The 25115-nt window shown below is 40.4% G+C and carries 14 protein-coding genes and 1 pseudogene; all 15 read left to right on the forward strand.

What is annotated here, in order from left to right; all coding sequences use genetic code 11:
• Nucleotides 1–270: 270 nt before the first annotated feature.
• Complete coding sequence (locus L4D76_RS19550; protein ID WP_428442562.1) at nt 271–684, forward strand: hypothetical protein; 414 nt, start codon at nt 271–273, stop codon at nt 682–684.
• Nucleotides 671–3430 carry a hypothetical protein gene (locus L4D76_RS19555; RefSeq protein ID WP_428442563.1) on the forward strand — a complete coding sequence of 920 codons (2760 nt, stop codon included), beginning with the start codon at nt 671–673 and terminating at the stop codon, nt 3428–3430. The genes L4D76_RS19550 and L4D76_RS19555 overlap by 14 nt, the downstream gene beginning before the upstream one ends.
• Nucleotides 3430–4095: an OmpA family protein gene (locus L4D76_RS19560; protein WP_428442564.1), complete on the forward strand. Its 666-nt coding sequence runs from the start codon at nt 3430–3432 to the stop codon at nt 4093–4095. The genes L4D76_RS19555 and L4D76_RS19560 overlap by 1 nt, the downstream gene beginning before the upstream one ends.
• On the forward strand, nt 4085–5476 hold the full coding sequence (locus tag L4D76_RS19565; protein WP_428442565.1) for an EH signature domain-containing protein: 1392 nt from the start codon (nt 4085–4087) through the stop codon (nt 5474–5476). The genes L4D76_RS19560 and L4D76_RS19565 overlap by 11 nt, the downstream gene beginning before the upstream one ends.
• Before the next feature lie 24 nt (nt 5477–5500).
• Nucleotides 5501–7678: a hypothetical protein gene (locus L4D76_RS19570; protein ID WP_428442566.1), complete on the forward strand. Its 2178-nt coding sequence runs from the start codon at nt 5501–5503 to the stop codon at nt 7676–7678.
• Entirely contained in the window at nt 7678–8457 is a 780-nt protein-coding gene (locus L4D76_RS19575; RefSeq protein WP_428442567.1) for an OmpA/MotB family protein, read from the forward strand. Before L4D76_RS19570 ends, L4D76_RS19575 begins: the two co-directional genes overlap by 1 nt.
• The gene (locus tag L4D76_RS19580) at nt 8454–9449 is read left to right on the forward strand and encodes a hypothetical protein (RefSeq protein ID WP_428442568.1); all 996 of its coding nucleotides are present in this window, start codon (nt 8454–8456) and stop codon (nt 9447–9449) included. The genes L4D76_RS19575 and L4D76_RS19580 overlap by 4 nt, the downstream gene beginning before the upstream one ends.
• Nucleotides 9450–9458: 9 nt before the next feature.
• Nucleotides 9459–10343, forward strand: coding sequence for a hypothetical protein (locus L4D76_RS19585; RefSeq protein ID WP_428442569.1), 885 nt, complete (start codon nt 9459–9461; stop codon nt 10341–10343).
• Nucleotides 10344–10555: 212 nt separating this feature from the next.
• Nucleotides 10556–10687, forward strand: a pseudogene (locus L4D76_RS19590) (restriction endonuclease subunit S); the annotation flags it as partial.
• Nucleotides 10688–10747: 60 nt separating this feature from the next.
• Nucleotides 10748–13198, forward strand: a complete 2451-nt coding sequence (locus L4D76_RS19595; protein ID WP_428442570.1) for an McrB family protein — start codon at nt 10748–10750, stop codon at nt 13196–13198.
• Nucleotides 13199–13201: 3 nt separating this feature from the next.
• Nucleotides 13202–14575, forward strand: coding sequence for an McrC family protein (locus L4D76_RS19600; protein WP_428442571.1), 1374 nt, complete (start codon nt 13202–13204; stop codon nt 14573–14575).
• Between the two features lie 78 nt (nt 14576–14653).
• Nucleotides 14654–14992, forward strand: coding sequence for a hypothetical protein (locus tag L4D76_RS19605; RefSeq protein ID WP_428442572.1), 339 nt, complete (start codon nt 14654–14656; stop codon nt 14990–14992).
• 103 nt (nt 14993–15095) lie between these two features.
• A complete protein-coding gene (locus L4D76_RS19610; protein ID WP_428442573.1) occupies nt 15096–18491 on the forward strand; it encodes an STY4851/ECs_5259 family protein in 3396 nt (1131 codons plus the stop codon).
• Between the two features lie 20 nt (nt 18492–18511).
• Nucleotides 18512–24697, forward strand: a complete 6186-nt coding sequence (locus L4D76_RS19615) for a DEAD/DEAH box helicase (RefSeq protein WP_428442574.1) — start codon at nt 18512–18514, stop codon at nt 24695–24697.
• A gap of 179 nt (nt 24698–24876) precedes the next feature.
• Nucleotides 24877–25115: helix-turn-helix domain-containing protein (locus L4D76_RS19620; RefSeq protein ID WP_428442575.1), on the forward strand; the 239-nt coding region annotated here is incomplete at its 3' end.

Below are 25115 nucleotides of genomic sequence, written 5' to 3' on the forward strand. Positions count from 1 at the left end.
AGGTTATTGATGGTTTTTGGGAGCAGTTGTTGAAGCACGTTAGCTGGTTGGGGAGTTTGAAGAGAGCATAGCGATGTATTAACTATCTGCTTTCTTGGAAGCTGTTTTGACCAAGGCGTTGCATAGTGAATTTCTATCGCCGCATTACACAACATGCTGGAAGGATTTATCGCCAATTAAGTGTGAGCAGTGGCTCATTCAGCGATTTGTGCATAAGTAGTCCGGATTACTTTTACCTCTCTTTACGCGATAAGGAAATTAGTTTTTCTTATGGCGATTACTCTCGAGACAGGATTTTTTGTGGAAACTTACAGCATGTTGGAATTAATTGATCGCATTGTAGCGATCAACCGTGCATGGAAAATCGCTCAAGACGACTCATGCTCTGTTGTTAGCACTACAATTGCGAAGCGTCTTCAATATCAAAAATCAAACTGGCAAGTAGAATTAATCCGCTCATTTCCAGAGAAAGTGTGGCTAAAGGTTGATGAAGAAAATTCTACCGAAAAGGAGAAATTATTCAGTGTGCGTTTTGGTGCTGCAGTTCAGCTTTCCGATGGTTCGATAAAGCAAGATGCAGAGCATTTACCCAAGCGAATTGCCATTGAATTACTTACAGAGGAAGAACTCGCTCACGCCACCACCAAATTAAAAAACAAAGAGCATAATCATGCAATTAATTGATACCCCGTTTTATGCAGCTATCGCCATTGGCTTTATTTGGTATTTATCAGTTTTAGCCAAAAGGCATAAAGCTTACTTATTGCAGCTTTCTGAATTAAAAAATGATTTTACTGCTATTTCGTCAAGCCATGGCGTGAGCATCAATGAGCTATCAGTAGGGGCTCTTAACATTGCGCGTGATATATGCGTTATAGAAAGAAGAAAAGGCCGTCGTTTCGTTGTCTTTAATGATGAACTGGTTGCGATTAATAAGTCCATTCATCATCTAATTCCTAAGCCTGCTGACCGAGAGCTAAAATCAGTACCAGCAATACTGACCACGCTAGGCATTCTCGGCACTTTTACGGGTATTAGTATTGGCTTATACCATCTAGGTAATGGATGGGAAGATGCGAGCCAAATGGCTAATCAAGCGCGTGTGCTACTTAGTGGCATGAAAACCGCGTTTTTCACTTCTATTTTAGGTATGGGTACAAGTGGCTTTTTTATGTTCTTGCTTGCTCAAACCCAATCAAAGCAAAATAAAGCCTACGGCGAAACGGTCAAGATTTTACAAGCACAATCTGAAGAAGTCAGCGCAGCCGACTTACTTTACGGGCTATTGTCATCAGCAGAAAACCAAGAAAACCAACAACACGATTTTTCTGAATTAGTCGCTGTATTGAGAGCCAACGCAGAGCAAGCGCCGGCTATAACTGTAGAAGAGTTTGAGCGCATTACTTCAAATCTGTTAGCAGAATTTAATCGTAAGTTGTCTTCATTAGAAGACAGAGTATGCTCGCATCTGAAGTCACTAGCATTGGATGAGAAGACGTTTGCAGTAGAGTTTGGCAAGGAGCTTACTTTGGCTTTACCTAGTATATTAACCAAGCCACTATCTACTGAAATTCAATTTGTTCGTAGTGAAATAGAACAGACGAATTCAGGGTTAACTGCTGCCGTTGAATTACTTGGTGATCTGAAATCTACCAATGAACAAGGGACGCAAAGCATAACAATCGAAGCTATCGAATTAGCATTGCAACAGTCAGTGACAGATCCTTTATCAAGTAAACTTGAATCTGGATATGTTCATTTGGCAAGTATCGAACATCAAAACAGTAATTTATTGAAACATGTGTCTGAATTCTCACATGAAGTAACAACCTTGTCGCCTAAAGTTGAAGCAGTTTGTGTTGCAGTAGAAAAAACTAATATGTCCGTTATTGATACGGCCAACTTACTGTCTGATATTAAAAGACTTAAAGAGCTTGGACAGGAAGAGTTTAATATTGCATCTATAGAAACACTATTGCGAGATTCAGTAACAACGCCATTGTCTAGTGAGTTGAAGTCTGGCCGTAATTATTTGATGAGTATTGAACATATAAATAGTGATTTGTTGAAGCGTCTATCTACAATTCCACAAGAAGTGACAATGCCATTAACAAACAAAATTGAGGCTGTTTGTATTGAGGTGGAAAAAATTAATACGTCAGTTAATAGTGCTAGTCAACAACTGTCGGAGATTAAGTTACTTACTGAGCGTGGGCAGCAAGAGCTTAATATTATATCGATTGAAACAGTATTGCGTGATTCAGTAACAGTTCCATTGTCTGGTGAGATTGGAGCAGGGCATCAACACCTCACCAATATCGAATATGGTATTAAAGATCTAGCCAAAGAACGTACGGCTGAATTCGAGCAGTTAGTGGATACAATGGGTGAGCAAATCGTTAAGCCAATTACTACTGAATTGAGCATTACAAATAAAGTAGTAAAAGATTTTGCTCAAGTTAGTGATAAATTAAACCAAAGTGTTTCTAAGACTGTAGAAGAAATGGTGAAAGCAACGGCAACCGTTGCTAACTTTGAACAGTCAACGCTTGTCAAACTTAACGATTTTGCCGAATCGATGGAACGCTCACTGAATGACTTTGCAACTAACAGTACTAAAGCTTTAGATTCAATTACTGCCAAAGTAGGCGAAATTGTTGATTTGGGAAGTAAGTCAATTGAGCAGCAAACTCAAGCATTTGGCTCTTTGGTCTCGGACTCGGAAACTATTTTTAAAGAGCAAGCAGCAACACTACAGCAAGTTGGAGTAAGCTCTGCTCAGTTAATGGAGAAAGCGAAACACGAGCTTGAACAAGGGCTGGGTGATATCGATACTAAAGTCATTAATATGTCGCACACCGTTCAAACTGAGCTTGAAATATTTAGAACTGATTATCAGAATAACTTAGTTGACTTCTTTACCGCACAAAATAATGCCCTTGAAGATACATTAGGTAAGCAGCGCAATAGCTTGGTAGAGGTTATCGATAAATTCAAAGTTGTATTTGAAGATGAATACAGTCAGCGTCATGATCTATTGGACTCTCTTAATGATCAATATCTGTATTTAATGGAATCAGCAGAAAAAATTGAGCATCTTGCTAAAGCTGTTGGGTTACATGAAAGTGCAAGAATGTCTGAGTTGGAAAATGCAGGAAACTCAATAGGCCGAGCCGTTGGGCAACTGAATAGAGCTTTTGAAAATGCATCTCAAGATTTCAGTCATGTCGCATCTCAAATGAGACCAGAAATGGATTCATACTTTGAGCGTGCAAATAAAGGTGTAGAAAAATATTTCTCGAGCTTTGATAAAATTTCTTCACGTATCTATAGTAGGCTTGATAGGGCTGCAGAATTATTAATCACGGCCAGAGAAGAAGAGTTAGCCCAGCAAAAAGAAGCAAAAAATGAGAGTGGGGCTGCAGTGTAATGAACGCTTCACCTGAACCACATCATACTGATGAAATAGACCAGACGGGCACATGGCTATCAATAAGTGACTTAATGGCAGGAATACTTATGGTATTCACATTATTACTTATCTCTACATTGGCGCAGCTTTTAGATTCCGAAAATCAATCTAAAAGCAATCGAATTATTATTATCGAAGGTTTGCAAACCGGATTAGAGAATGCCGGTATTGAATCAGAAATCGATCCATTGACCGGAAGTCTATCACTTTCAGAATCTGTACTTTTTGAAGGTGGAAGATATCAACTAAAACCAAAAGGTAAACAATTCTTAGAAAAGTTGATCCCGATTTATAGCCAAGTTATTTTTCAGTCACAAGAGATTTCTGATGAAGTACTTTATTTGGTGATTGAAGGTCATAGTAATACTGGTGAAGCGGCGAGAAGTAGCATGTCTCTAAGTATAAGACGTGCAGAATCAGTGGTGGAACAAATTGAAAAAATGATTTTCCCTTACAAAGGCCCATTTCTTCGAAAAGTGTTACCTGCTGGGCGTGGCAGTTTAGACGTTGATCCAAATTTGCCAGCAGAAAAAAATCGGAAAGTACTGTTTCGTTTTGAATTCCAGAGCCATGACTTCGCGGAGATGATTGGTGGGGATAAGGTAGATAAAAATGTTCAATAGTAGCCCTTGGTTTTCGACTCCTAAACTTCCAGAGCGGTTGACTATCGTGGACGTCATAGTGCCAATTGGTGGCGACATATCTTCTGAAAATCCCACTACAGCGAGTGATAAAGCGTTAAAAGAATTCGTCAAAAAACTGCAGCGTGAAGGTAAGCTTAGAGATATCGAATGGTTGATGATTTTCAACCGAGAAGAAGAGTTCAAAGCGTTAAACCCTGCCGAGTTACAAGCAGTGACCAAGCTGCTTTGGGAGTATTTATTCAAAACCCCTACAGCTTTAAGAAGAGCATTAAAACAAATTATGCGTGGGTACGAGCAAGGTTATCAGTCTTTCTCAGAATCACTTGCCAGTAAAATGCCATCAAATGGTTATTTGATTAATAAAGAAATAGATAAGCAAAGGCTTGCTTGGGTCAGCGCACTCAAACGTGAAGATAAGGTAACTTGTGCACGTATATGCATGAATAAACATTGCTCTATACATAAGTATGTCGACCAATTGGGGTACAGTGCTAATGCACCTTACATCAAAGAGATCTATTCACATGCAGTGACAATTCTTCCTATGCCAACGCAAGAAAGAGAACAAGACTGGTGGCTAAAATGTGAATCTGTATTGAGCCGGGTAGAAACCATTTTACAGTTGGAATTGTTACTGACAAAAATAAATCATGTGGAAGATGGTTCAAAATTTGATGTGTGGGCAAAGAAGGCTTGTTTCCCAGAATCAAGTTACACGCTTTGGTATGAACTCAGTGATAGTTCAAAATCTCGTTTGAAGAGTTTTTATAATATTACCAATTATGATGTGGTGAAAACCTTACTCAGTAAGCTTCGAGATACCTCGATAGATCCTTCTTTAGAAGAATGGGAATCAAGAAATCTTAAACGAAGGATTGATTTTTGGTCAGACTATAGTAACTCTTTCAAAAGAGTAAGATTTATACTAACGGCTAGGTCATACGATCTGTTAAAAAATAAATTCGATATGTCGGGCTCAAGAATAACGGTCATGGAAAATACAAGCCTGAACAACCACAGCGAGGTGTGTATTTTTGAATTCGATAATTGTTATATCGTAGAGCGTTTTAGAAATGATTACGATATGGGAATATTGAAAAAATCACAGGTTATAGAAAATCTATTATTTGTAAAAGAGATAGCTAATGCATCACAAATAACAACGATAGCACCAGATTTCTTTCATGATCATATTAATGATTGGCAATATTTTGCTAAGGAATATCTGCGAAAGAAATGTTGGATTTCGCCAAATAAGAGTTCTAGGCTGGATAACTGGTCTACCCCACCACCAGACCGTATAAGAACACGTAAAGAAAAGCTTGCACTACGATACATGAGGAAATCCACCTATTATTAAAAACGAGCATATTAGAATCTGATTATGAACTATATATTAAACAACCCTATGACATTAGCTTTTTGCGGCGTAATATTTTTACTCTTTGTTGTCGCATTAGTTCGACTACATACAAACGCAAGAAACATACTAGAACAACTTAAAACAGTGAATACAAAACTGTCTGAATTAAAACATCGTGTTGATTACGATGATGAAGGAGAAGTAATTGAGCATAGCTGGCAACCAGATTGTACTAGCATTGCCTATCAAAATTACGAGCAAATGAAGGTGATTATTTCCAATGTATGTTGCTTAAAAACATTGTGGAAAGAATATACAAGAAGCATGCAGTTGCCGAATAAAGACTATCAATTAAAGCCAACGGTAGCGCCAAGTTTAAGAAATACCATTCATGTAAAAGAAATGTTTAACTTTTCTGAAGTGGTTGAGCATAACCTTAATATCCGTTTATTCACGTCAATACCTAATATGCTTACGGGGCTTGGCCTTTTGTTTACATTTGTTGGTTTGATGATAGGGATAGGAGAAGCCTCCATCGGTTTAAGTTCCAACAACATAGACGCGGCAAAAGAATCACTTAATCCACTTTTGAGAGGCGCTAGTATTGCATTTACAACGTCGGTTGTTGGCTTAATCCTTTCAATAATATTTTCTTTTTATGAGAAATTTGAATTCCATAAATTAGAAATATCAGTAAAAATGTTTAGTGATTATCTAACGACACATATCGAATTTGTTGATGCAGATAAATTAGCGTCAATGCAGTTACAAGCGACTCAAGAACAAACAAAAGCACTGGCAGACTTCCAACTTGATCAACAACGGATTACCGATGAAACGATTACTCGTGTTTCTAAAGAGTTCCGCGAATCGTTAGTTGAATCTGCAGGAAAAGAGCTCAATATCCTGGGGGAATTGATTGGGGATATGAACTCCCGCCTAGAAAAAAACATCACTGATTTTTCTGAAAGTCAACAAAAGATGCAGTCTGTGGCAAGTGAACTGACAAACACAATAGAACGCTCTTTCAGTAAAGTGACCACGCAGCTGACAAATACAATGGATGATATCGATCAGCGTGAAAGGGAAAGAACTGAGCATATTGTCAATAGCTTCTCAGTAGTGATGGGTGATATTGAAAAAACGAATAAGGATGCGAATACATCCTTAGATTCTCTGCATAAACGAATTGAAAACAACATGGAGGCATCTGCCGCTCGTACTACAGAACTTATTCAACAAGCTGCAACAGCTAGCTCGACAGTGGTATTTGCGGAAGTAGAGAAGATCACAAGTACAATAGAAGGCTCTTTCAGTAAAGTGACCACGCAGCTGACAAATACAATGGATGATATTGATCTGCGTGAAAGGGAAAGAACTGAGCGTATTGTCAATAGCTTCTCAGAAGTGATGGGTGATATTGAGAAAACGAATACGGATGCGCATACATCCTTAGATTCTCTGCATAAGCGAATTGAAAGCAACATGGAGACATCTGCTGCTCGTACGACAGAACTTATTCAACAAGCTGCCACAGCTAGCTCGAAAGCGGTATTTGCGGAAGTAGAGAAGATCACAAGTAATGTCATTCCAGAGATGGTAACCAATATCTCAGCCACAATGTCGGACTCACTTGACGGATTCGCAACAAGAATGCGCCAAACAGAAACTGGAATGAGTGCACTATTAGAACAGCTGCCTGGCTCAGTTGATCAGTTAGTAAAAATGAACAGAGAAGTGTCAGGAAATATCGAGGTAATTACTCGTCTTCAAAAGATGACTCACGATTCAGTCAGTAAATTGAACTTTACAATCAAAGAAATGAATCAATCTAGTGAAAACCTGAAATCAGTGAATGATAAAGCAACAGAAACTGGGAAGATCTATTTTACCTTAATGGATTCAATTAATAACGTAGTAGATAAAAATAGCGAAAATACTCAGAGCATTAATACGGGTATGCATAAAATTAAAAAAGCATTGGATGTACACCAGGCGAACCAAAGTGGGTTTGAATCGAATTTAAACGTATTATTTAATAGTTTGGAAAATGGCTTGGGCAATTATACCCAATCTACTAACGAATATATGCGCTCTCTCGATCAGCATACTGCGAGTATTACGGGAAGCTTAGTAGAAGCGGTAAAAGAACTTAAAACAACGGTACAAATGCTGGAATATGCTGACGAGGAAGTCTAATGAAAATGTTTAAAGGCAATGAAGAGTCAAGTTACATAATGTCGGTATCCGACATTATGGCTGGCCTGATGTATATTTTCATCATTACCTTAGCGATTTTCGTGATTGATTTCTTGGTTGCTTTTCGTGAGTATGAGCAAAAACTGGAGCAGTTAACTCAGGTTCTTAACAAGCTCGATGAAAATAACAAAATGCGTGGCCAAATGCTGACGGATATGCAAGAAGCAATGGCCCAAAAGAGCGTAGAAGTCGAAATTGACCAAGAGCATGGAGTATTACGCTTAAACGAAAATGCTATTCGGTTTGATACTGGTTCAGCCTCACTAAATGATATTCAGATGAACCGTTTAGCCGTTGTTTCTGAAGTGCTTGCGGAAATTTTACCTTGTTATAGTTTGAATCAGCCTGATAACGGCATGTGTTTGCCTGAAACCAAAGGGAAATTGGATTCTGTTTTTGTAGAAGGTCATACTGATAACGTACCTATCGTAGGGCGGTTGGCATTGCGATATAAAGATAACTGGGCGTTGTCGACAGACCGAGCCATGTTCACTTATCGAGCTGTGACGGAGTCACAGTCACTGCTTGCAGAAATGTTGAACTCAAATTACCTGCCAGTGATTAGCGTAAGTGGATATGGCGAGGGCAGGCCTGTTCCTGGTCATAGTTATGACGTACCTACAAATGACCCAATCAACCGAAGGATCGATTTTCGCTTTATTATGACACCACCATCGCTAACAGAGACTCAAGCAGCATTAGAAGGGAATGTGCAATGAGTATCGAATCGATGATTCATTATCCTCAAATTTCTGATTGGAATCAGACTGCACTAGTCGAAGAGACAATAAATGACAATTTGTTTGATGCTGTAGGGCGTCCACCGTTACATAAACTTCAACATGGTGCTCAGGTACTTGAAAGTGCACTTACAGAGAAGCGGTTCGATGCAGAGGTTATTTCACTGCAACTGCAACGCATCATGCCATGGGTTCTTTTTAACGTTAAAGAAAAAAAATGGTCTTATGCGGGGTTATTAAATATTGATGGCGCTTGGGCACAAATAATTTCGTTAGTTAAAGATCGTCCTGATCCAATATCCATTGATGCGCTTGTCAGCGAGTTTGAAAATAACTTAGTAGCACCAGTTAAAGATCTTCGAGTGATGCTAGGTGATGTGGAAAATCTTATTGAATCGAGTGAAAGTACTCGCGTTAAGGTGCTGAAGGAAAGGATGAAACGCACGCTTCCTAATCATGAAAAAGCGATCTCATGGCCCAATTGGGTCATGTTCAACCGAGCTAAAAAACACGTAGAACTTCTTAGTTTATTTGAATCTGAATCGGCTAAACATGCTTCAGTTGAAAAGTCTTTACAAGGTTTGATCGATGATAGAAACAATTTTTGGCGAACGTACTTTAAAAAAGGCTTAGTTCAGGACTGCTGGCTGGTGGTAAGTGAATCTAAATCGAAGAGCTTAGATGCTAAGTATAAAAACATACTCATTTCAGAAGAGTATAAAGATTCTGAATTGGGAATAATTTTAAGCATTGGTGGAACCATTTTTCTTGAATGGGCAAAACCTAATGGCATTGCAATTTCACCTTCATCGATTGACATTACTTTGCTGGAAAGGGATATAGACAAGTTAGTTCTATCCAAAAAAATCTTTGCGCATTCGTTTAGTAGCTTAGGTTATTGGCAACATATAACAGCAGTTTTTTTACGTAAGCGTACAGGTTATATGCCTAAACGTGCTGACTATAAATAGATACATAATATGATGAAACACAATCGACACTCAGAAGAAGCAAATTACATTATGTCAGTTTCAGATGTAATGGCCGGGCTGATGTTTATATTCATCATTACATTAGCCATCTTTGTAATTGATTTTATGGATGCATCTTCTAGGCATCAAGAAATTGTTAGGCAGCTTGAAGTAGAGAGAAATGCTCAGAAAGAAATAGCAGAAGAACTAGAACGCGCAGAGCAAAAGGCAAGGCAAGAAAATGAACGCTTACAGGTAGAGCGTAATATTGCTAGAGGGATTCTATCTGAACTTACCAGTAACCAACGAGGTAGAACACACCTGTTAAATCAAATACAGGTCTCACTCAAAAGCGCTGGCATCAGTGTTATTATTGATGAAAAACATGGCGTTATGAGATTGGATGAGAATGCTATTCAATTTCAAAATGGTGAAGCTGCATTAAGTGATATGTATTTGAATAGACTTATAATAATTGCTAACGTAATGGAAGAGATCTTACCTTGTTACGCAAGAAATCAACCAGAAGCTAAACATTGCTTACCAGAGACGGTAGGTAAATTAGATTCAATCTTCATTGAAGGACACACAGACAACGTGCCGATTCGAGGTGCACTCAGAAATAAATACTCAGATAATTGGGAGCTCTCGACTGCTAGAGCGAATTATACATTCAGAAAATTAGTAATTGAAAATGACTATCTATTAAGTATGAATAACTTAAATGGTCAACCGATTTTTAGTGTGAGTGGCTATGGTGAGGGGCGACCTCTGCCCGGTCATGAATACGATGAGCCAAAATCAGATCTTAAAAATAGAAGAATTGATTTTCGATTCATAATGAGCCCGCCAGTAACGACTGAAGCGCAAGCGGCTCTTGATGGTAATTTATAGAAGAAAAGGGTGATGGTTCAAATTACAACACCAAAAAAACGACAATTCAAATGAAATGACTCGATAAAAGTAGATCAAGGCGACTCATCGATGTCGAACGATTAAATTTGGATAAAAATAATTCAGGTGTCCAATGTGTATTATCATTTTATATTTATATAAACATGGTTTAAGTTAAATATTAGTGTATTAATAGCGAGTTGTAATTTCCCCAGAGTATTCTGGCTAAAGCCTTCCGTGGTGAGCTGGTGCCGCAGGATCCAAATGATGAACCAGCCGATAAGCTGTTGGAACGCATCGCCGAAGCCCGCAAAGAGGCGGATGCGTTAGCCAAGGCTGCGTAGAAGGCGCTAGCGTAATTTATTGGGGAGCCTTTGGCTCCCTTTTTTAGGGATAATGAAATAATGTCTGTTTATTTGTTAACGTGGAATCCAAAACATTTCTCTAATGGTAGCGACGGTTCGGAAGAAGGAAGCCTGAATTATGAGATAGGTGAGGAGGTAAGTTGGTCTTGCCATAGTAAGCAATTAAAGCTGGGTGATACGGTATACCTGATTAGGGTTGGCGTTGAACCAAGAGGGATTATCGCTAAAGGTACGGTTACTAAAGAAAGCTATCTTGATTGTGATTGGAAAGATCCGAATAAACAGCGTTCCTACATTCAATTTGAATGGCAAGAATTCAGGCCTACGTGTGAGCGAGGCTTATTGCCAATGTTGCTCCTCAATTCTGCCTGCCAAAATCAAAAATGGAGCTCGCAAACTTCAGGCATTCAGATTCAAGAACAGTATAGTGACCGAGTAAATGAATTGTGGCAAGCGGGCAAAAAACTTCACAGCCTAGAACAGTTTTTATGTTGGGATAAAGAGGAAAACTTCAATCCTGATGGTTGGTATCGTTCTTATGTCGAAGCGTGTGAAAGAGCAAAAATAATTAGGCAAACTGGCGTAATCGAAGATGATGATGTGCCATTGTTATGGCTAAGAAAAAGCAACGGTATAGCAAGTGTTGGCCAAGGGTTCATGTATAAATCTGAATTTGAAACCAACAGTGAGTTTTTGAAGCAACTTAGCCTCGAGATCATCCAAAATCCAACCAAAGCTGTTTACCACTCGGTAGTGGAGCGATGGAAAATTGATGGAGAGTTTAAGCGGAACTTATGGGCTGTGATTAACCGCCTGTTTGCTGTCGCGAATCCAGAGAAGTTCACCAGCATTATCGGTCAATCTTATTTAAACGATGTCTTTATCGGATTACACAAGCAATTTCAGCTTCCTATTTCCACATCGAATAATTGGATAAGAGATAACGAGACGTTGCTAAAAGCCGTTACTCCATATATTCGTTCAGACTGGGATGTTTATACTCGAAACATTCTTTTATGGCGTTTGTATGAATGGTTTACGGAAGAGCCAAAAAATGACCATGAAAATACCGTGATAGATGACGTGAAAGAGGAAAGTGCAATGTATTCAATGCGTAAACAAGGATGCGGTTTAAACACTATTATTTACGGGCCTCCAGGTACAGGTAAAACGTTTCACACGATAGAAGCATCGGTTATTGCCGCTGAACCTCATTTTACGTTTACGAATCGTAACGAGCTAAAAGCTAGATATGATGAGCTTGTCGCAGCGAAACGCATTCGATTTGTCACCTTCCACCAAAGTTACGGCTATGAAGAATTTGTTGAGGGACTAAAAGCGAACACCGAGCAAGGGCAAATTTCATACGATGTTGAATCCGGTGTTTTTAAACAGATTTGCACTGATGCAGAAGTGAAAGAAACGGGSAGTCTTTTAAAGTTTGATCGCGCCTTAGAAGAATTAAAGTTGGCTTGCGAAGATGATTTTATCTCACTTAAAACAAGTAGAGGCAAATCGTTTAAACTTACTTACCATGGAAATGCAACGTTCAGAGTGTACCCAAATGAATCTATTCATGAAGATTTAGGCAGTGGTTATCCTGCCAGTATCAAACATCTCAAGTCATTTTATTTAACGGGTGATGAGTCTGATATTTATAACCGCTCTTATGTAAGAGCAATTTTGAATCATTTAATGTCTGATTATGGTGTGCTTGAATATCAGAGGGATGATGGTGCCAATGAATCTCCTAACTTTGTTTTAGTTATTGATGAAATTAATCGTGGTAATATTTCAAAGATCTTCGGTGAGTTAATCACACTGATTGAACCATCGAAGCGTATTGGTTGTGATGAAGCCTTGTCTCTACAGCTTCCATATTCAAATAAGTTATTTTCAGTACCAAGCAATCTATACATTATCGGTACAATGAATACTGCTGATCGTTCATTAGCCATGATGGATACTGCATTACGTCGTCGTTTTGATTTTAGAGAAATGATGCCAAAGCCTGAGTTGTTTGACGGTGTAGAAATAAAAGGCATTCAGCTTAAAAAGTTACTTGAAACCATGAACCAGCGTATTGAAGTGCTGTACGATCGTGAGCATACCTTGGGCCACGCATTCTTGATGCTAGTGAAAAAATGGGTTGATGATGGCGACCAAGAAGCAGCATTCAGTGAACTGAAATCAGTATTCCAAAACAAGATTATTCCATTACTTGAAGAGTACTTCTTTGAAGATTGGAACAAGATTCGTTTAGTGCTTGGCGATAACCAAAAGAAAGAGACGAAAGAAGCGCTTCAGTTCATCAAATCGAAAACAGATTCCTATGATGATATTTTTGGTTCAGATCACGGCTTAGATAACTATGAGACGGCTAAGACGACGTATCAACTGGCATCATTTGATGGCGACGATTCCGTTTGGAATAACCAAGACGCTTACATTGGTATCTATGATCCTCAAAGTGGTGTCCAAAAGGATTAAGCCGTGAGTAAAGTGAAGAAAGATGTCACGGTTTTTGAGTTTGGTTACTTAGGTAAATGTGAGAAAGCAGAGAAGTCTGAGCGTATTCACCAGATCTCGAAGGTTGCATTTAACTACCTTAAAGGTATCTGTTTATGTGATGAGTCTGAAAGTCGTTTTTTGCGCCTAAAAAGTATCGATAACGCTGAAGTACTTCAGGTGCAAAACTATACGGGGGTACTTTTTACTCCTGATGGTACGCAAATAGAAGTGTTGCCAAAAATAGGTAAACACCTTGAAGGCGAAAAAGGTGAAATCAAAGCACGTAATACGTTAATAATTATGCTGAAAGCACTGAAGCAATTTCGGCATATTCAAACGCATAATGCTAACTTAACAAAGCAAAAAATGCCGTTGCTTGAAGTGTTTATTACCCAGTTTTTAGATTCGGTAAATACCTTAGTAAAACGGGGGGTACGTAGTGATTATGTTCGTCGTGAAGATAACTTGCCGTTTTTGAAAGGTAAGCTGAAAATCGATAAACAACTCCAACACAACGCGATCAACAAGCATAAATTTTATGTTGAGTATGATGATTTTTTACAAGATCGACCGGCCAACCGTTTAGTGCATGCGGCACTAAAGAAAGTGACGTTATTTACTCGCTCGGCCCATAATCAAAAATTACTTCGTGAGCTCATGTTTGTGTTCCATGACATCCCAACCAGCACGAATCATAAGCTGGACTTTTCTCGTGTGAAGTTAGATCGCGGTATGTCGTACTATGAAATACCATTGGATTGGACAAGATTGATTTTAGAGGGCTTTTCACCTTTAACGATGAAAGGGCAAAGTCATGCCTTTTCATTACTGTTTCCCATGGAAGCCGTCTTTGAATCCTATGTCGGAAGCATTTTAAGAAAACAGTTAGTCTCAAACTATTCATTGGTAGAACAAGCTCAGTCAAAATCATTAGTTGTACATAACAGCGTGAAGTACTTTCGGTTAAAACCCGATTTTGTTATCAAGCATGATGGGCAAGAGATTGCGTTGCTGGATACTAAGTGGAAGCTGATTAATCAGAACAAAGCCAATGGTTCTTATAAATACGGCCTATCGCAGGCGGATATGTATCAGATGTTTGCTTATGGTCATAAATACCTTGGCGGAAAGGGGAATATGTTCCTTATTTATCCAGAACATGATGAGTTTACCCAAGCCATAGACCATTGCTTTGATTTTGATGATAACGGCGAGCTTGAAGACGATAAGAAACTGAAGCTATGGGTTGTGCCATTTGTCATTGAGATAAATGGAAAAAGCCGGTTGCTGTTACCTAGAGATGAAAAATTAAAGGCTCAAATTTTTGAGGAACTTCCGTTTTCTACATCGACATGATTACAAGCTTGTGAAGTTCATTACGGCATTAAAAGCTAATAAGCTTTTTAATATCCAATGTTTTTTATTAGGTAATAGATGATGATTAAAGATGATTTGCTCAAGCGTCTACTAAATGAATTTGGTCAACCTTATCGGACGACAAAGAAGATTCAGGCTTGGGATATCACCAGCCGTTATGGCTTGGTCGTGGAATCTGATAAGCCTAATCATGGTGAATATGCCTCTGTTTGGTTACCACATCCGTTCGCAAGCACTGAGTTTCCGGATATCTCACTTCAGGTTTACCCGCAAAACAAAGGACGGCACAGTAATACATATGCTTCGGCTGGCTTAGAACGCGGTGAAGCGGCGTTGAAATTGAAAGTGGTGAGCCGAGATGATATTGACCGGCTGATTGCCTATTTAAGGCCGTAGAAGGCATTAGCCTTTCCATTATAAGTACTCTCGCAGTTTGCTGACTTTATGGACTACCCAGTCATTGTTTATTTAATATTTTCCCCTTTTATTAAGGACGACCATGAATACATTCAGACATTGCCTTGCCGATATTTTTTCAGCACGTCAGCTTGATCGTGTCAGTGGTGCGCCACTGTATAGCTATAAGTTAAGTGAACAAGAGTATCAGGCGTTATATACATCATTGGTCGATAGCTTACGCAGTCATGATATTAGCTGTTATATACCATCGGCGATGAGTTCTGAGTGGGCTGGTGCCTTTGTAATGTATGCTTCTGAATGGTGGCGCAAGCAATTTTCTGGTGGTCATTGGAGCTGGGAACCGATTTTTAGCTCTCTAAATGTGAAAGAGACGGATATAACGGCTAGCCAAAGAAATAAGCTAATTGCTGCGGGCTTCCGTTATTGGCGTCGGCCTCTGCTGACTAATGGGCAGGGAAGGATGTTCCTTGGTACGGTTGCTGTTGAAGGTGGGTTACCTCTTAATTTAATAACTGATCCTAGCAGTAAGCTTTCAAATTACTTCGAGCATGTTATTCATGACTTTGGGCGTTTTTCATTAGCTGCGCCGAATGCAGTGGTTATAGCTGAAGCGCACGATTATTGTATTGCGGCTTCTTTTAGAAATGAAGCGGTTTATTCTGTTGTCGGTAAGATTGCGGAAGCGATTTACCAATTAACGGATCAGTACGTGTTAGATGACCAAGCTGATCCATTGCGTTACTTAGATGCGGTCGCGCCAAGTTGGCCAGAAGTGTTACCTCTGAATCTTGAGCATGATGTGGCGAGAGGATTACTCAATAGTGCACTGGGTAAAGCGATTGAAGTGCAGCGTCGTTTACCAAGTACCATTCGACTTGTACGTCGTTTAATACAAATGTCAGATCAACATGCCTATCTCATGGATGATCTAAGCGAAGTCAAACAAGAGTGGAAATGCCAGTTGTCGGTGTCTCTCCGTTCGAGAGTGAATGCAGAGTATGTGCAGCAACTTTTTGGCATGTTGAACTTGCCTTCTCGATTTAGTTTGTTTGCTTTAGGTAAGAAACCTTTGCTGTTGGCTCAGGCCTTTCGCCCTAAGAATAATCCTGAACGCTATTTGTTAGAAGTGATGTGTCGTGATCTGCCTGACGACTGGTTTGATTGTGAAGTGCAGCTAATGGCTCGCTCAGATGACGGCGAAGCCTGGTATGCACCTCTATTAGGTGGGAGTAGTTTAGATTCTGATGAGCCTTGGGTGTTTCATGAGAATGAATACCAGTGGGTATTTTATGGTGCAGGGCATGTTTGCACTGAGCAATCAAAAGCGCTGATTGCCATAAATCCTGAAACGGCGACCTCGAATGGACAGTGTACTGAGTTAACATCAAATCGTTTTCTAGCGACAAGCCTTGAGCCTATGTCTCGTGCGTTGTACATGTTTGATGAAGAGGGTTCTTTCTCTATCAATGAGTACTCCATTGCATTAGGACAAAACAGTAGTTCAAGTGTCGAGTATGTCTGGCAAGGTATTGAACTACCTTATCAAACAATACCAACGAAATGTTTTATGGGTAAACCGCGCCTGATTAGGCTTTCATCACAAGGTGCAAGAAAAGAACTTCCTACCGAAAAACTACGTTGGCACCATGCGTCGAAAGGTCAGTGGCTCTCAATTGATACCTTGCCATTCGGACAAAGTGAGGTTGCTTTCATTGATGGTGGAAAGACTAAGAAGCGCTTTAGGCTGGCAAGTTTACCGAAGGATCTGACGATAGAGCTCATCTCTGGTAAGCAATTAAATAGAGGTGAAATCAAACTACAGTCCTCACGGCCGCCAATGGTGACATTGTCGAAGCAAGATGCTGAGCATATTGATTTTCAGCTAACTCAAACAATGAACAGTGTCACTATTAAGTTATTTAGTGCTGCCGAACAACCGCCAGCGCAGGTAAACCTTGAGTTATGGTGGCAGGAAAAGCCTAAGTCGATTGCACTGACGTTACCGTTCCCAAGTAAGGGCGTTAGTTTGTTGGATGGTAACGAGCAACTGATAACAAATAACAGTGAATTATTAGTTGATCAAATCAATGCTTATGAGCTTCATGGTTATGGCTTAGGAGGTGAAATTGAGATCCAGTTTGCACTTAATGCTCGTGATATTCGTGGGGTATTCAGTCGTAGTGCCTATTTTAGCAGCGTACTGCCATCCACGGACGCATTGGCGACGGGCTTGTCGTTATCGACCTTTCGCACAGACATTCAGGCTTTGTTCGCACTGTCTTCGTGCTTAGATGCGAGAGTGAAAGTGTCGGTGATTCATCACGGTCAGGCGATCTTCAATTTTTCTTTAGCGGCTTACGGACTGTCACTTCAGCCTGAGCGAGAAAACAATCAGATTGCTCTAAGCCATGCTAATGAATCAGGTTTAGTTGATTGTCACTTGTTTACTGTCCCTCTTGATCACCCGGATCAAACCCCACAGCCATTAAGCACAAACCAATCAATGGCTAATGACAATGAGATGGTTTGGGATTTTCCTAATGAAGAAATAGAAGCTGGCGCATGGTTAGTGTATTGCGATAACCCTCATGCAGGTATTCGACCATTGATGTGGAGTAAGGATCTAGAGCTATTACCTGAAGCAAGAAATGGTTTTGAAGCGGCGGCTGGTATTGGAAGGCGAAGTGATCGCCTTCATGCGTTTAGTCAGGTTGCCAGAGAGATGGCATTCGATTTTACGATGACGGAATGGAAGTACGTACGAACCCTGCTTGCTTTTGATCAAGTTCCCTTAACCACTTTTGACCTGTGGCGAGGTATCACACAGGAACCAGAATTCATGTTGGCACTGCTGCTTAACGCGAATAAAAAAGAGAACGACCGCATTTGGCAGATGGATAAACAGTTTCCATTGTTGTGGTACTCGCTAAAAATCATATCTGCGGTGAAAGTGGTGAATGCTTTTTATGACTATCTTCTGACTCGTTTGGGCGAAGAGATGGAAGAGGTTGCCCAGAACAGGCTCCAGAAAAAGTTATCTGAGTTGGTTTCTTATTTCCCTGGTTTAAGCCACTTAAACGAGTTGATGCAGCATAAGATCGGATTGGTTGATAAGAAGCCAGGGATCGCTCCTGCCGCTTATGTACAACAGCTGATGGAGCTTAGAAATACGTTATCCCAACGTAAGTCTCTGGAATCATGGCCGAACGTATTTGCTGATTTATTGTTCAAGAATTTAGTTAACAATGTCAATCCTCAATTAGTTTCTTTATGTCTGACGCAAAAAGATGGCTTTAAAAATAATGTTCTAAATGCACCAGTTTTACTGGCGTTGGCAAGTGGTGGTCAAGTTGGTTTACTGGTTACGCCTGAGCTTGTTCATGCGATGCGTGAATATCGTCGTTTTGATCCTGAATTTTTTGATGACAGCTTTGCATTAACTCAAAAACTGATCATTGGTTTTACCCAAGTTTAAGATTGTAGGATTTATTGGTTATGGAATATTTTGAATCGATTATCGATCAGTTAACGAAACGAGCAGCAAGAGCAACACTTGGTCAGTTTGGAGTTCGTTCAAAGCCATTGCGTGAATTTCTGTGGCAACAGTTTTCAAAAGCACCAGGTGTAGATGGTGCATTCTTGGGTGATCCTGTGTTCGAGGCGACATTTGGTTGGAAGCCTCACACTAAAACGATGAAAGAGTTATCAGGCGATTTGTTAGAAGCCAGTGTTGTTCATGCAATGGAAAATCCACCAAAAGAGTTAAAAGATGATTATCAATTTAACTCGCAATGGTCACCTTATGCCCATCAGTATGAAGCATGGCAGCATTTATCAAAAGAAGAGCCACGTTCGGTCATTATTAGTAGTGGTACGGGCTCAGGTAAAACTGAGTGTTTTTTAGTTCCGATTTTAAATGACATTGTTAAACGGAGCAGTAAGCCTGATGGGGTTGAAGCGTTATTCCTTTATCCTCTGAATGCCTTGATTAATAGCCAACGTGACCGCCTAGCCGCTTGGACTCATCAGCTTGGTTCGGATGTGAAGTTTTGTTTGTATAATGGTGAAACCAAAGAAAATGTTACCGTGGCTAAACAAAAACTGCAACTGAATCAGCAGCTTTCACGAAAAGCTCTACGTGATGACCCTGCTCAAATTCTAGTGACTAACGCAACCATGCTGGAATATATGCTGGTTCGCCAAAAAGATGACCCCATTCTTTCTAAGTCAAAAGGTAAATTGCGCTGGATAGTACTTGATGAAGCGCATACGTATATAGGTTCACAAGCTGCAGAGCTTTCTCTGTTGTTACGCCGTGTTATGCATGGTTTTGGTGTAAGTCCAGATCAAGTTCGCTTTGTTGCAACCTCTGCAACCATCGGTGGTAAAGATTCTGATGATGAATTGAAAGCATTCTTAGCGGATGTTGCTGGTGTCGATATCTCTCAAGTTTATTTAGTAAAAGGTCATCGAGAAATTACGTCTTTGAATGAGATGACATCGCCACATGCGATGAACTTAGATGTGATTAAATCGATTGTTAGTGATGAAGATCGTTATAAAGCACTTGAGTCAATTACACCACTAAGGGTATTACGCCAGCATCTTAGTTCTGAAGATAACAGACTCTCTTTAACTCAAATAAGGAAGATTTTGTCTGCAACAGACGAGCCAGTAACCGAAGAGTTTGCTTTGCAGTGGCTTGATGTTTGTGCTTCAACGAAGGGGCAAGATGGTCAGGCATTTATCCCATTCAGGTTGCATTTATTCCATCGCGTTTCTGGTGGCTTATGGGCGTGTTCACACCCCGATTGTAAGGTGAAAGTCGGTACGGCATTAGATACAATCGACTGGCGCTTCGGCATGGTTTATATGTCACGTCGCGAAGAGTGTGGATGTGGTGCGCCTGTATTCGAGATGGCCAACTGTAATGGTTGCGGCACAAGTTTATTGCTGGCTGATAAGAATACAGATTTAGAGAGTGGCGATAGCACCCTATCGTTAACAAAACCTGATTCTAGCATTGATGATTTTGCGCTTGATATTGAAGCTGATGATTCTGAAGCGACTTTTGATGAAGACGATGAGCAAGATATTCACACAAGTTTATGTATTCTTTCTGAATTACCTCATGATGAAACGGGTGAACATTGGTTGAATAAAACCGGTGTATTGAAGACTAATAAACATAAAGGTTCTTTCAAAGTACACCGGGTGGAAGGTTACAGCAAAGCTGGCGGTCTCGCGCTACGTTGCCCTTGTTGTCAACATAAAAAAATTCAGAATTTTGAATTCTATCGTCACTTTAGAAACGGTGCGCCGTTTATGTTATCGACAGTTATTCCTACATTGCTTGAGTTCTGCCAGGAAGGTAAGAAGGAACAACTTAATGGCCCATGGAAAGGGCGAAGAATGATCACCTTCACCGATAGCCGTCAAGGTACAGCTCGCTTTGCAGCTCGTTCACAGCAGGACGCAGAGCGTCAGTTTCTTCGGACATCTTTGTTTCATTTAGTCGCTGATCGAACGGCGAAAAGTGGGTCGTTATCGTCTGAAGATGAGCAAAATTTGAAAAAATATCAGAACCGCTTGGCAATGTTTGTCGAAGATGGTGATGATGAAATGATTGAAATAATGGAAGAGAAAATTGCTTCTCTGTGTGGTGGCGGTGATATATCTATTTCATGGTCTGATGTAGAACATGAGTTAGCGAAAGAAAAAGAACTGCAGTATTGGATCAAAGATTCTTATAAGCGTTTTGATGATCAGATGCAATTAGTGAAAGATCCATTGTTACTTGCAAGGTTGCTACTGCTTCGTGAATTCAATAGTCGCCCTAAACGTCAAAATACGCTTGAAACACTTGGTCTTATTCGTATTGAGTATCCAGATCTTAAAGATAAAGGAAATACGGCACCTAGTGACTGGAATTCGCTGTTTAGTGATACTGCAACGGGTCAAAAAGAGTGGCTTAACTTTCTAACACTATGTTTGAATTTCCATGTGCGTGCGATGAAGGCAATTTCACTAAGTAAAGAGCAACAACGATGGATTGGTGCAAAATTTAGTGCGGGCTTAATTACCGATCCTGATGATGACAGTAGCTTGAAAAATGTTCATAGTTGGCCACAAGTGGGTAAAGGGGCTCGTCAACCGCGATTGGTTCGATTACTGGCTACAGGTTTCAATTTTGATGTGACAGATATTGACGATAAAAGTCGGATTAATATTATTCTTCAAGACGCGTGGAAGGTACTGCAACGTTATGTATTATCAGCTAGTGGCGATGGTTATCGATTAGAGCTCGAACATAAAGTGAGTTTTAGCTTATTAAATGAAAAATGGCAGTGCCCTCATACTCAGAAAATTATTGATACACATCTCGAAAAAATAACGCCATATTTACATATAGATGGTGAACGTGAAGAGCAGTTGTGTCGTCTGATAGACACTCCGGTTTATCCTTATCCATATGGTCGACGTATTGAAGACGGTTCCCAAGTTACGTTAAGTGAAACCCGAGAATGGCAAGAGCTACCTGAAGTTGCGAGTGTTCGTAAAGAAAACGCATGGTCTGACATTTCAGATCGTGTCGTTGAACGTACACCCTATTTTCGGGTTGCAGAACATTCGGCTCAGCTACCAGCCCCCTTACTTCGTGACTATGAAGATAAGTTTAAGAAAGGGCATATTAATGTTCTGAGTTGTTCAACGACGATGGAAATGGGGGTCGACATTGGTGGTATATCTGTTGTTGCAATGAACAATGCACCACCTAACCCTGCTAATTATTTACAGCGGGCAGGTCGTGCGGGTCGTCGAGGTGAAACGAAATCAGTAGCATTAACGCTGTGTAAAAATACACCTCATGGAGAACATATCTTTGGACAAACTCGCTGGGCATTTGATACTCCAATTCATGTTCCCAATGTGTCGCTGTCGAGTGAGTTTATCGTTCGTCGTCATATTAATGCACTGTTGCTGTCTGTTTTCCTAAGGCAGGAAAACATCAGTGATAATTCGTTAAGGCTTAGCTGTGGCAACTTCTTCTTGTCAGTTCATGATAACTGTCCATCTCAAGCTGAATTGTTTAGCAATTGGTGTAGTACCGACGCGCTAAACGCAATTCTTAGTGGGTTAGAGACGTTATTGCGCCGAACTACTCTGCAATCAACGTCAATGAAAAAACTAATCCATGATTCTTCTGAACAGATGACGGTGATTGGACGAGCGTGGCAAGAAGAGCATAAGCTCCTCTGCGAACAGAGTGAGGAAATTAAGAGCGATAAAAACAGATTATCAACAGCCCAGGCTGCGGTAGAAACGCAAATTCAACGTTTAGAGGGAGAGTACCTACTCTCTGAACTTGCACGGAAAGGCTTCTTACCAGGTTATGGATTCCCAACAGATGTCGTTTCACTTAATAACGACAATGTTGAATCGATTAATCGCAAACGAAAGCATATTCAGGCAATAAAAGAAGCTAAGTCGGCAAAAAATAACAAGTTAGATCACCGTATAGATAATTTATATAGCGCGAGAGATTATCCGTCGCGTGATTTGTCTGTTGCTATTCGGGACTATGCGCCTGGTAGTGAAGTTGTTCTCGACGGGCGGGTGTACCAATCAAACGGTGTTATTTTGAATTGGCATAGCCCGGCATCTGCAGATCAAGTGAGTGAAATACAATCGCTGTTATGGGCTTGGCGTTGTAACCATTGCGGTGCGAGCGGTATCGATAGAAACATGCCGCATCAATGCCAGTGTTGTAAAAAAGAGCTGAAGTCGGATTGTTACCATCGTTTCCTTGAACCAGGGAGCTTTGCGATTGATATACGTAATGAGCCCCATAATGATATATCTCGTTTGGTGCATGTTCCTTTTCAAGACCCATGGGTAACGGTTGAGCAAGCCGAGTGGGAAGAGCTCAGCGTGAACCCGAGTGCTATGTTCCGTTCAAGTCATAATGGCCATGTGTACTATTACAGTGGAGGACTCTCATCAGCAGGCTATGCACTCTGCTTAGAATGTGGTCGCATGGAGCCAATGCCAGCGAGTGAGGACGCCAACCCATTTCAGGTGCTAGAAAACCACACGCGTTTAAGAGGCGGTAAGGGCGAGATAGAACGCGAGAGTGAGCACTTCTGTGGTGGTAATGAGCGTGAATTTGCTATTAAGGGCCCGATAAAGCTTGGGCATAGTACGCGTACCGATGTATTTGAACTGTTGCTGTTTCATGGTGACGGCTCGGTATTAAATGACAGAACAATTGCTCGGTCTGTTTCTGTATTGCTCCGTAATGAATTGGCTGAAAAGCTGGGCATTAATAATGAAGAAATAGGGTGTACGACTAAACCTGTTAATTACAACGGTAAAGAAGCTCAAGCTATTGTGCTTTATGATTCGTCTGCTGGTGGTGCTGGTTTTGCCATTCAGGCTTCAGAGCACTTGATTGAGCTCCTGCAAAGAGCAAAACGAAAAGCAAAACAATGTAGTTGTGATAAAGCTTGTCACCGATGCTTAGTTGATTATTCAACACAACATGCATTAGATCTGTTGGATCGTCGGCAGGTCGCAGTTTTCTTAGATAACGACTTCTTTGAAAGGTTGGCACTACCTGATTCGCATTGCATTTTTGAACAAGCGAATCGCAGAGAATTACGGCCATTATTGTCTGCTATCGAGCAATCTCTATCTCATTCTGAATCACCGGAATTGTATTTGTACTTAACCCGTTCCGATCTGAATGATCTAAGTGAGTGGCCATTAATAGATGCGCTTTACGCATGGGCGAGAGAGCGTAAAGTTAAGTTGGTTTTGCTGAATGAAGGAAAAAGCAATTTATCAACATCAGAGCAGATCAGTTTGTCATGGTTTGCCCACCATCCCAATATTGAGTTATTACAGCGCATTGATCTCCTTAAAGATGGCGTGACACTTTGTGCTGAGATTCACAATGAAGGGCTTGCTAAAGGATGGGGTTATCTTGAAGGGCAAGAATCAAAGTTAGTGACTGGTATAAGCCAAGTACCTACCTTTGAAGGGTTTCAATTAGAGGTACTAAAACAGACTGATAAAGTGGGAACCGTATCTGTTCATGCTGAGCTGAATGGAATGGTAAAGGCTTTTGGCTCTCAGTTTTGGACAAAAGTATTAAAAGCTTCCGGTCTATTGCTTAAGAAAATGCAGAGCAGTCAGATTGTCGAAGTTGAGTATTGTGATCGATACTTGGCGGCACCGCTGCCATTCAGTCTATGTTTGAACGCCCTTGATGCTTTGTTGAGGCATTACGATGGTTGTAAAGCGACGATTATTACAGGGCGTTTATATCTTTCGAATGATGAACCTAAAACCGTTTTGGATAATTGGCAAAATGAAGAAGAGCGAGGTAGGGTTGTACAGGAATGTATCTATCAATCTCAATTGGATATCGAGTTTAAAACTGAAATCAAAAAGTATTTGCCACATGCAAGAACGTTGAAGCTTACTTTTGATGATGGTTCTGATGTTACTATTTGGCTCGACCAGGGTTTTGGTTATTGGTTTACGGAAAGATACGATCAAAATAATCAGTTCCCTAAAGACTTAACAGTCACAGAGCAAGCTGAAGTTATTCTCAATGGAGAATGGATTATTAAAGGCGGTCAGTGGCCAACAGCAGTATTTTTCTCTATTGATTAACGCAAATCATTCTAGTGATTTGGTAAAGATCAAGGCAGTAATTAACTCTGTTTTTCTGTGTTGAAGAGAGCTTCCCCAGGCAATCGCACAGGAATAACTGCAACGTATTGAACATTAGTTATACCCGTGATCATTGATGATGCTTGATTTCTTTAATAATGAGGATCATGCTACACACTATGAAAATGACTCTAACCCAAAAGCAGAAACAAGAACTTGAAAACCAGCATGATAAGACTCGTGACGGTCGAGTGCGTGATCGTATAAAAGCGGTACTTCTTGCATCGGAAGGTTGGAGTACCTCCATGATTTCACAAGCTCTGCGCATCCATGAAACGACAGTTCTTCGTCATCTCAAAGACTATGAACAATCGAAAAAACTGACACCTGAAAATGGCGGGTCATCGGGATACTTATC

The organism is Photobacterium sagamiensis (assembly GCF_050337085.1).
GTDB lineage: Bacteria > Pseudomonadota > Gammaproteobacteria > Enterobacterales > Vibrionaceae > Photobacterium > Photobacterium sagamiensis.

Excerpts from the sequence above, each read along its gene's own strand:
- L4D76_RS19560 (WP_428442564.1), top strand. The coding sequence starts at position 3,430 with ATGAACGCTTCACCTGAACCACATCATACTGATGAAATAGACCAGACG.
- L4D76_RS19580 (WP_428442568.1), top strand. The coding sequence starts at position 8,454 with ATGAGTATCGAATCGATGATTCATTATCCTCAAATTTCTGATTGGAAT.
- L4D76_RS19610 (WP_428442573.1), top strand. The coding sequence starts at position 15,096 with ATGAATACATTCAGACATTGCCTTGCCGATATTTTTTCAGCACGTCAG.
- L4D76_RS19555 (WP_428442563.1), top strand. The coding sequence starts at position 671 with ATGCAATTAATTGATACCCCGTTTTATGCAGCTATCGCCATTGGCTTT.
- L4D76_RS19570 (WP_428442566.1), top strand. The coding sequence starts at position 5,501 with ATGAACTATATATTAAACAACCCTATGACATTAGCTTTTTGCGGCGTA.
- L4D76_RS19615 (WP_428442574.1), top strand. The coding sequence starts at position 18,512 with ATGGAATATTTTGAATCGATTATCGATCAGTTAACGAAACGAGCAGCA.
- L4D76_RS19585 (WP_428442569.1), top strand. The coding sequence starts at position 9,459 with ATGATGAAACACAATCGACACTCAGAAGAAGCAAATTACATTATGTCA.
- L4D76_RS19550 (WP_428442562.1), top strand. The coding sequence starts at position 271 with ATGGCGATTACTCTCGAGACAGGATTTTTTGTGGAAACTTACAGCATG.
- L4D76_RS19575 (WP_428442567.1), top strand. The coding sequence starts at position 7,678 with ATGAAAATGTTTAAAGGCAATGAAGAGTCAAGTTACATAATGTCGGTA.
- L4D76_RS19605 (WP_428442572.1), top strand. The coding sequence starts at position 14,654 with ATGATGATTAAAGATGATTTGCTCAAGCGTCTACTAAATGAATTTGGT.
- L4D76_RS19565 (WP_428442565.1), top strand. The coding sequence starts at position 4,085 with ATGTTCAATAGTAGCCCTTGGTTTTCGACTCCTAAACTTCCAGAGCGG.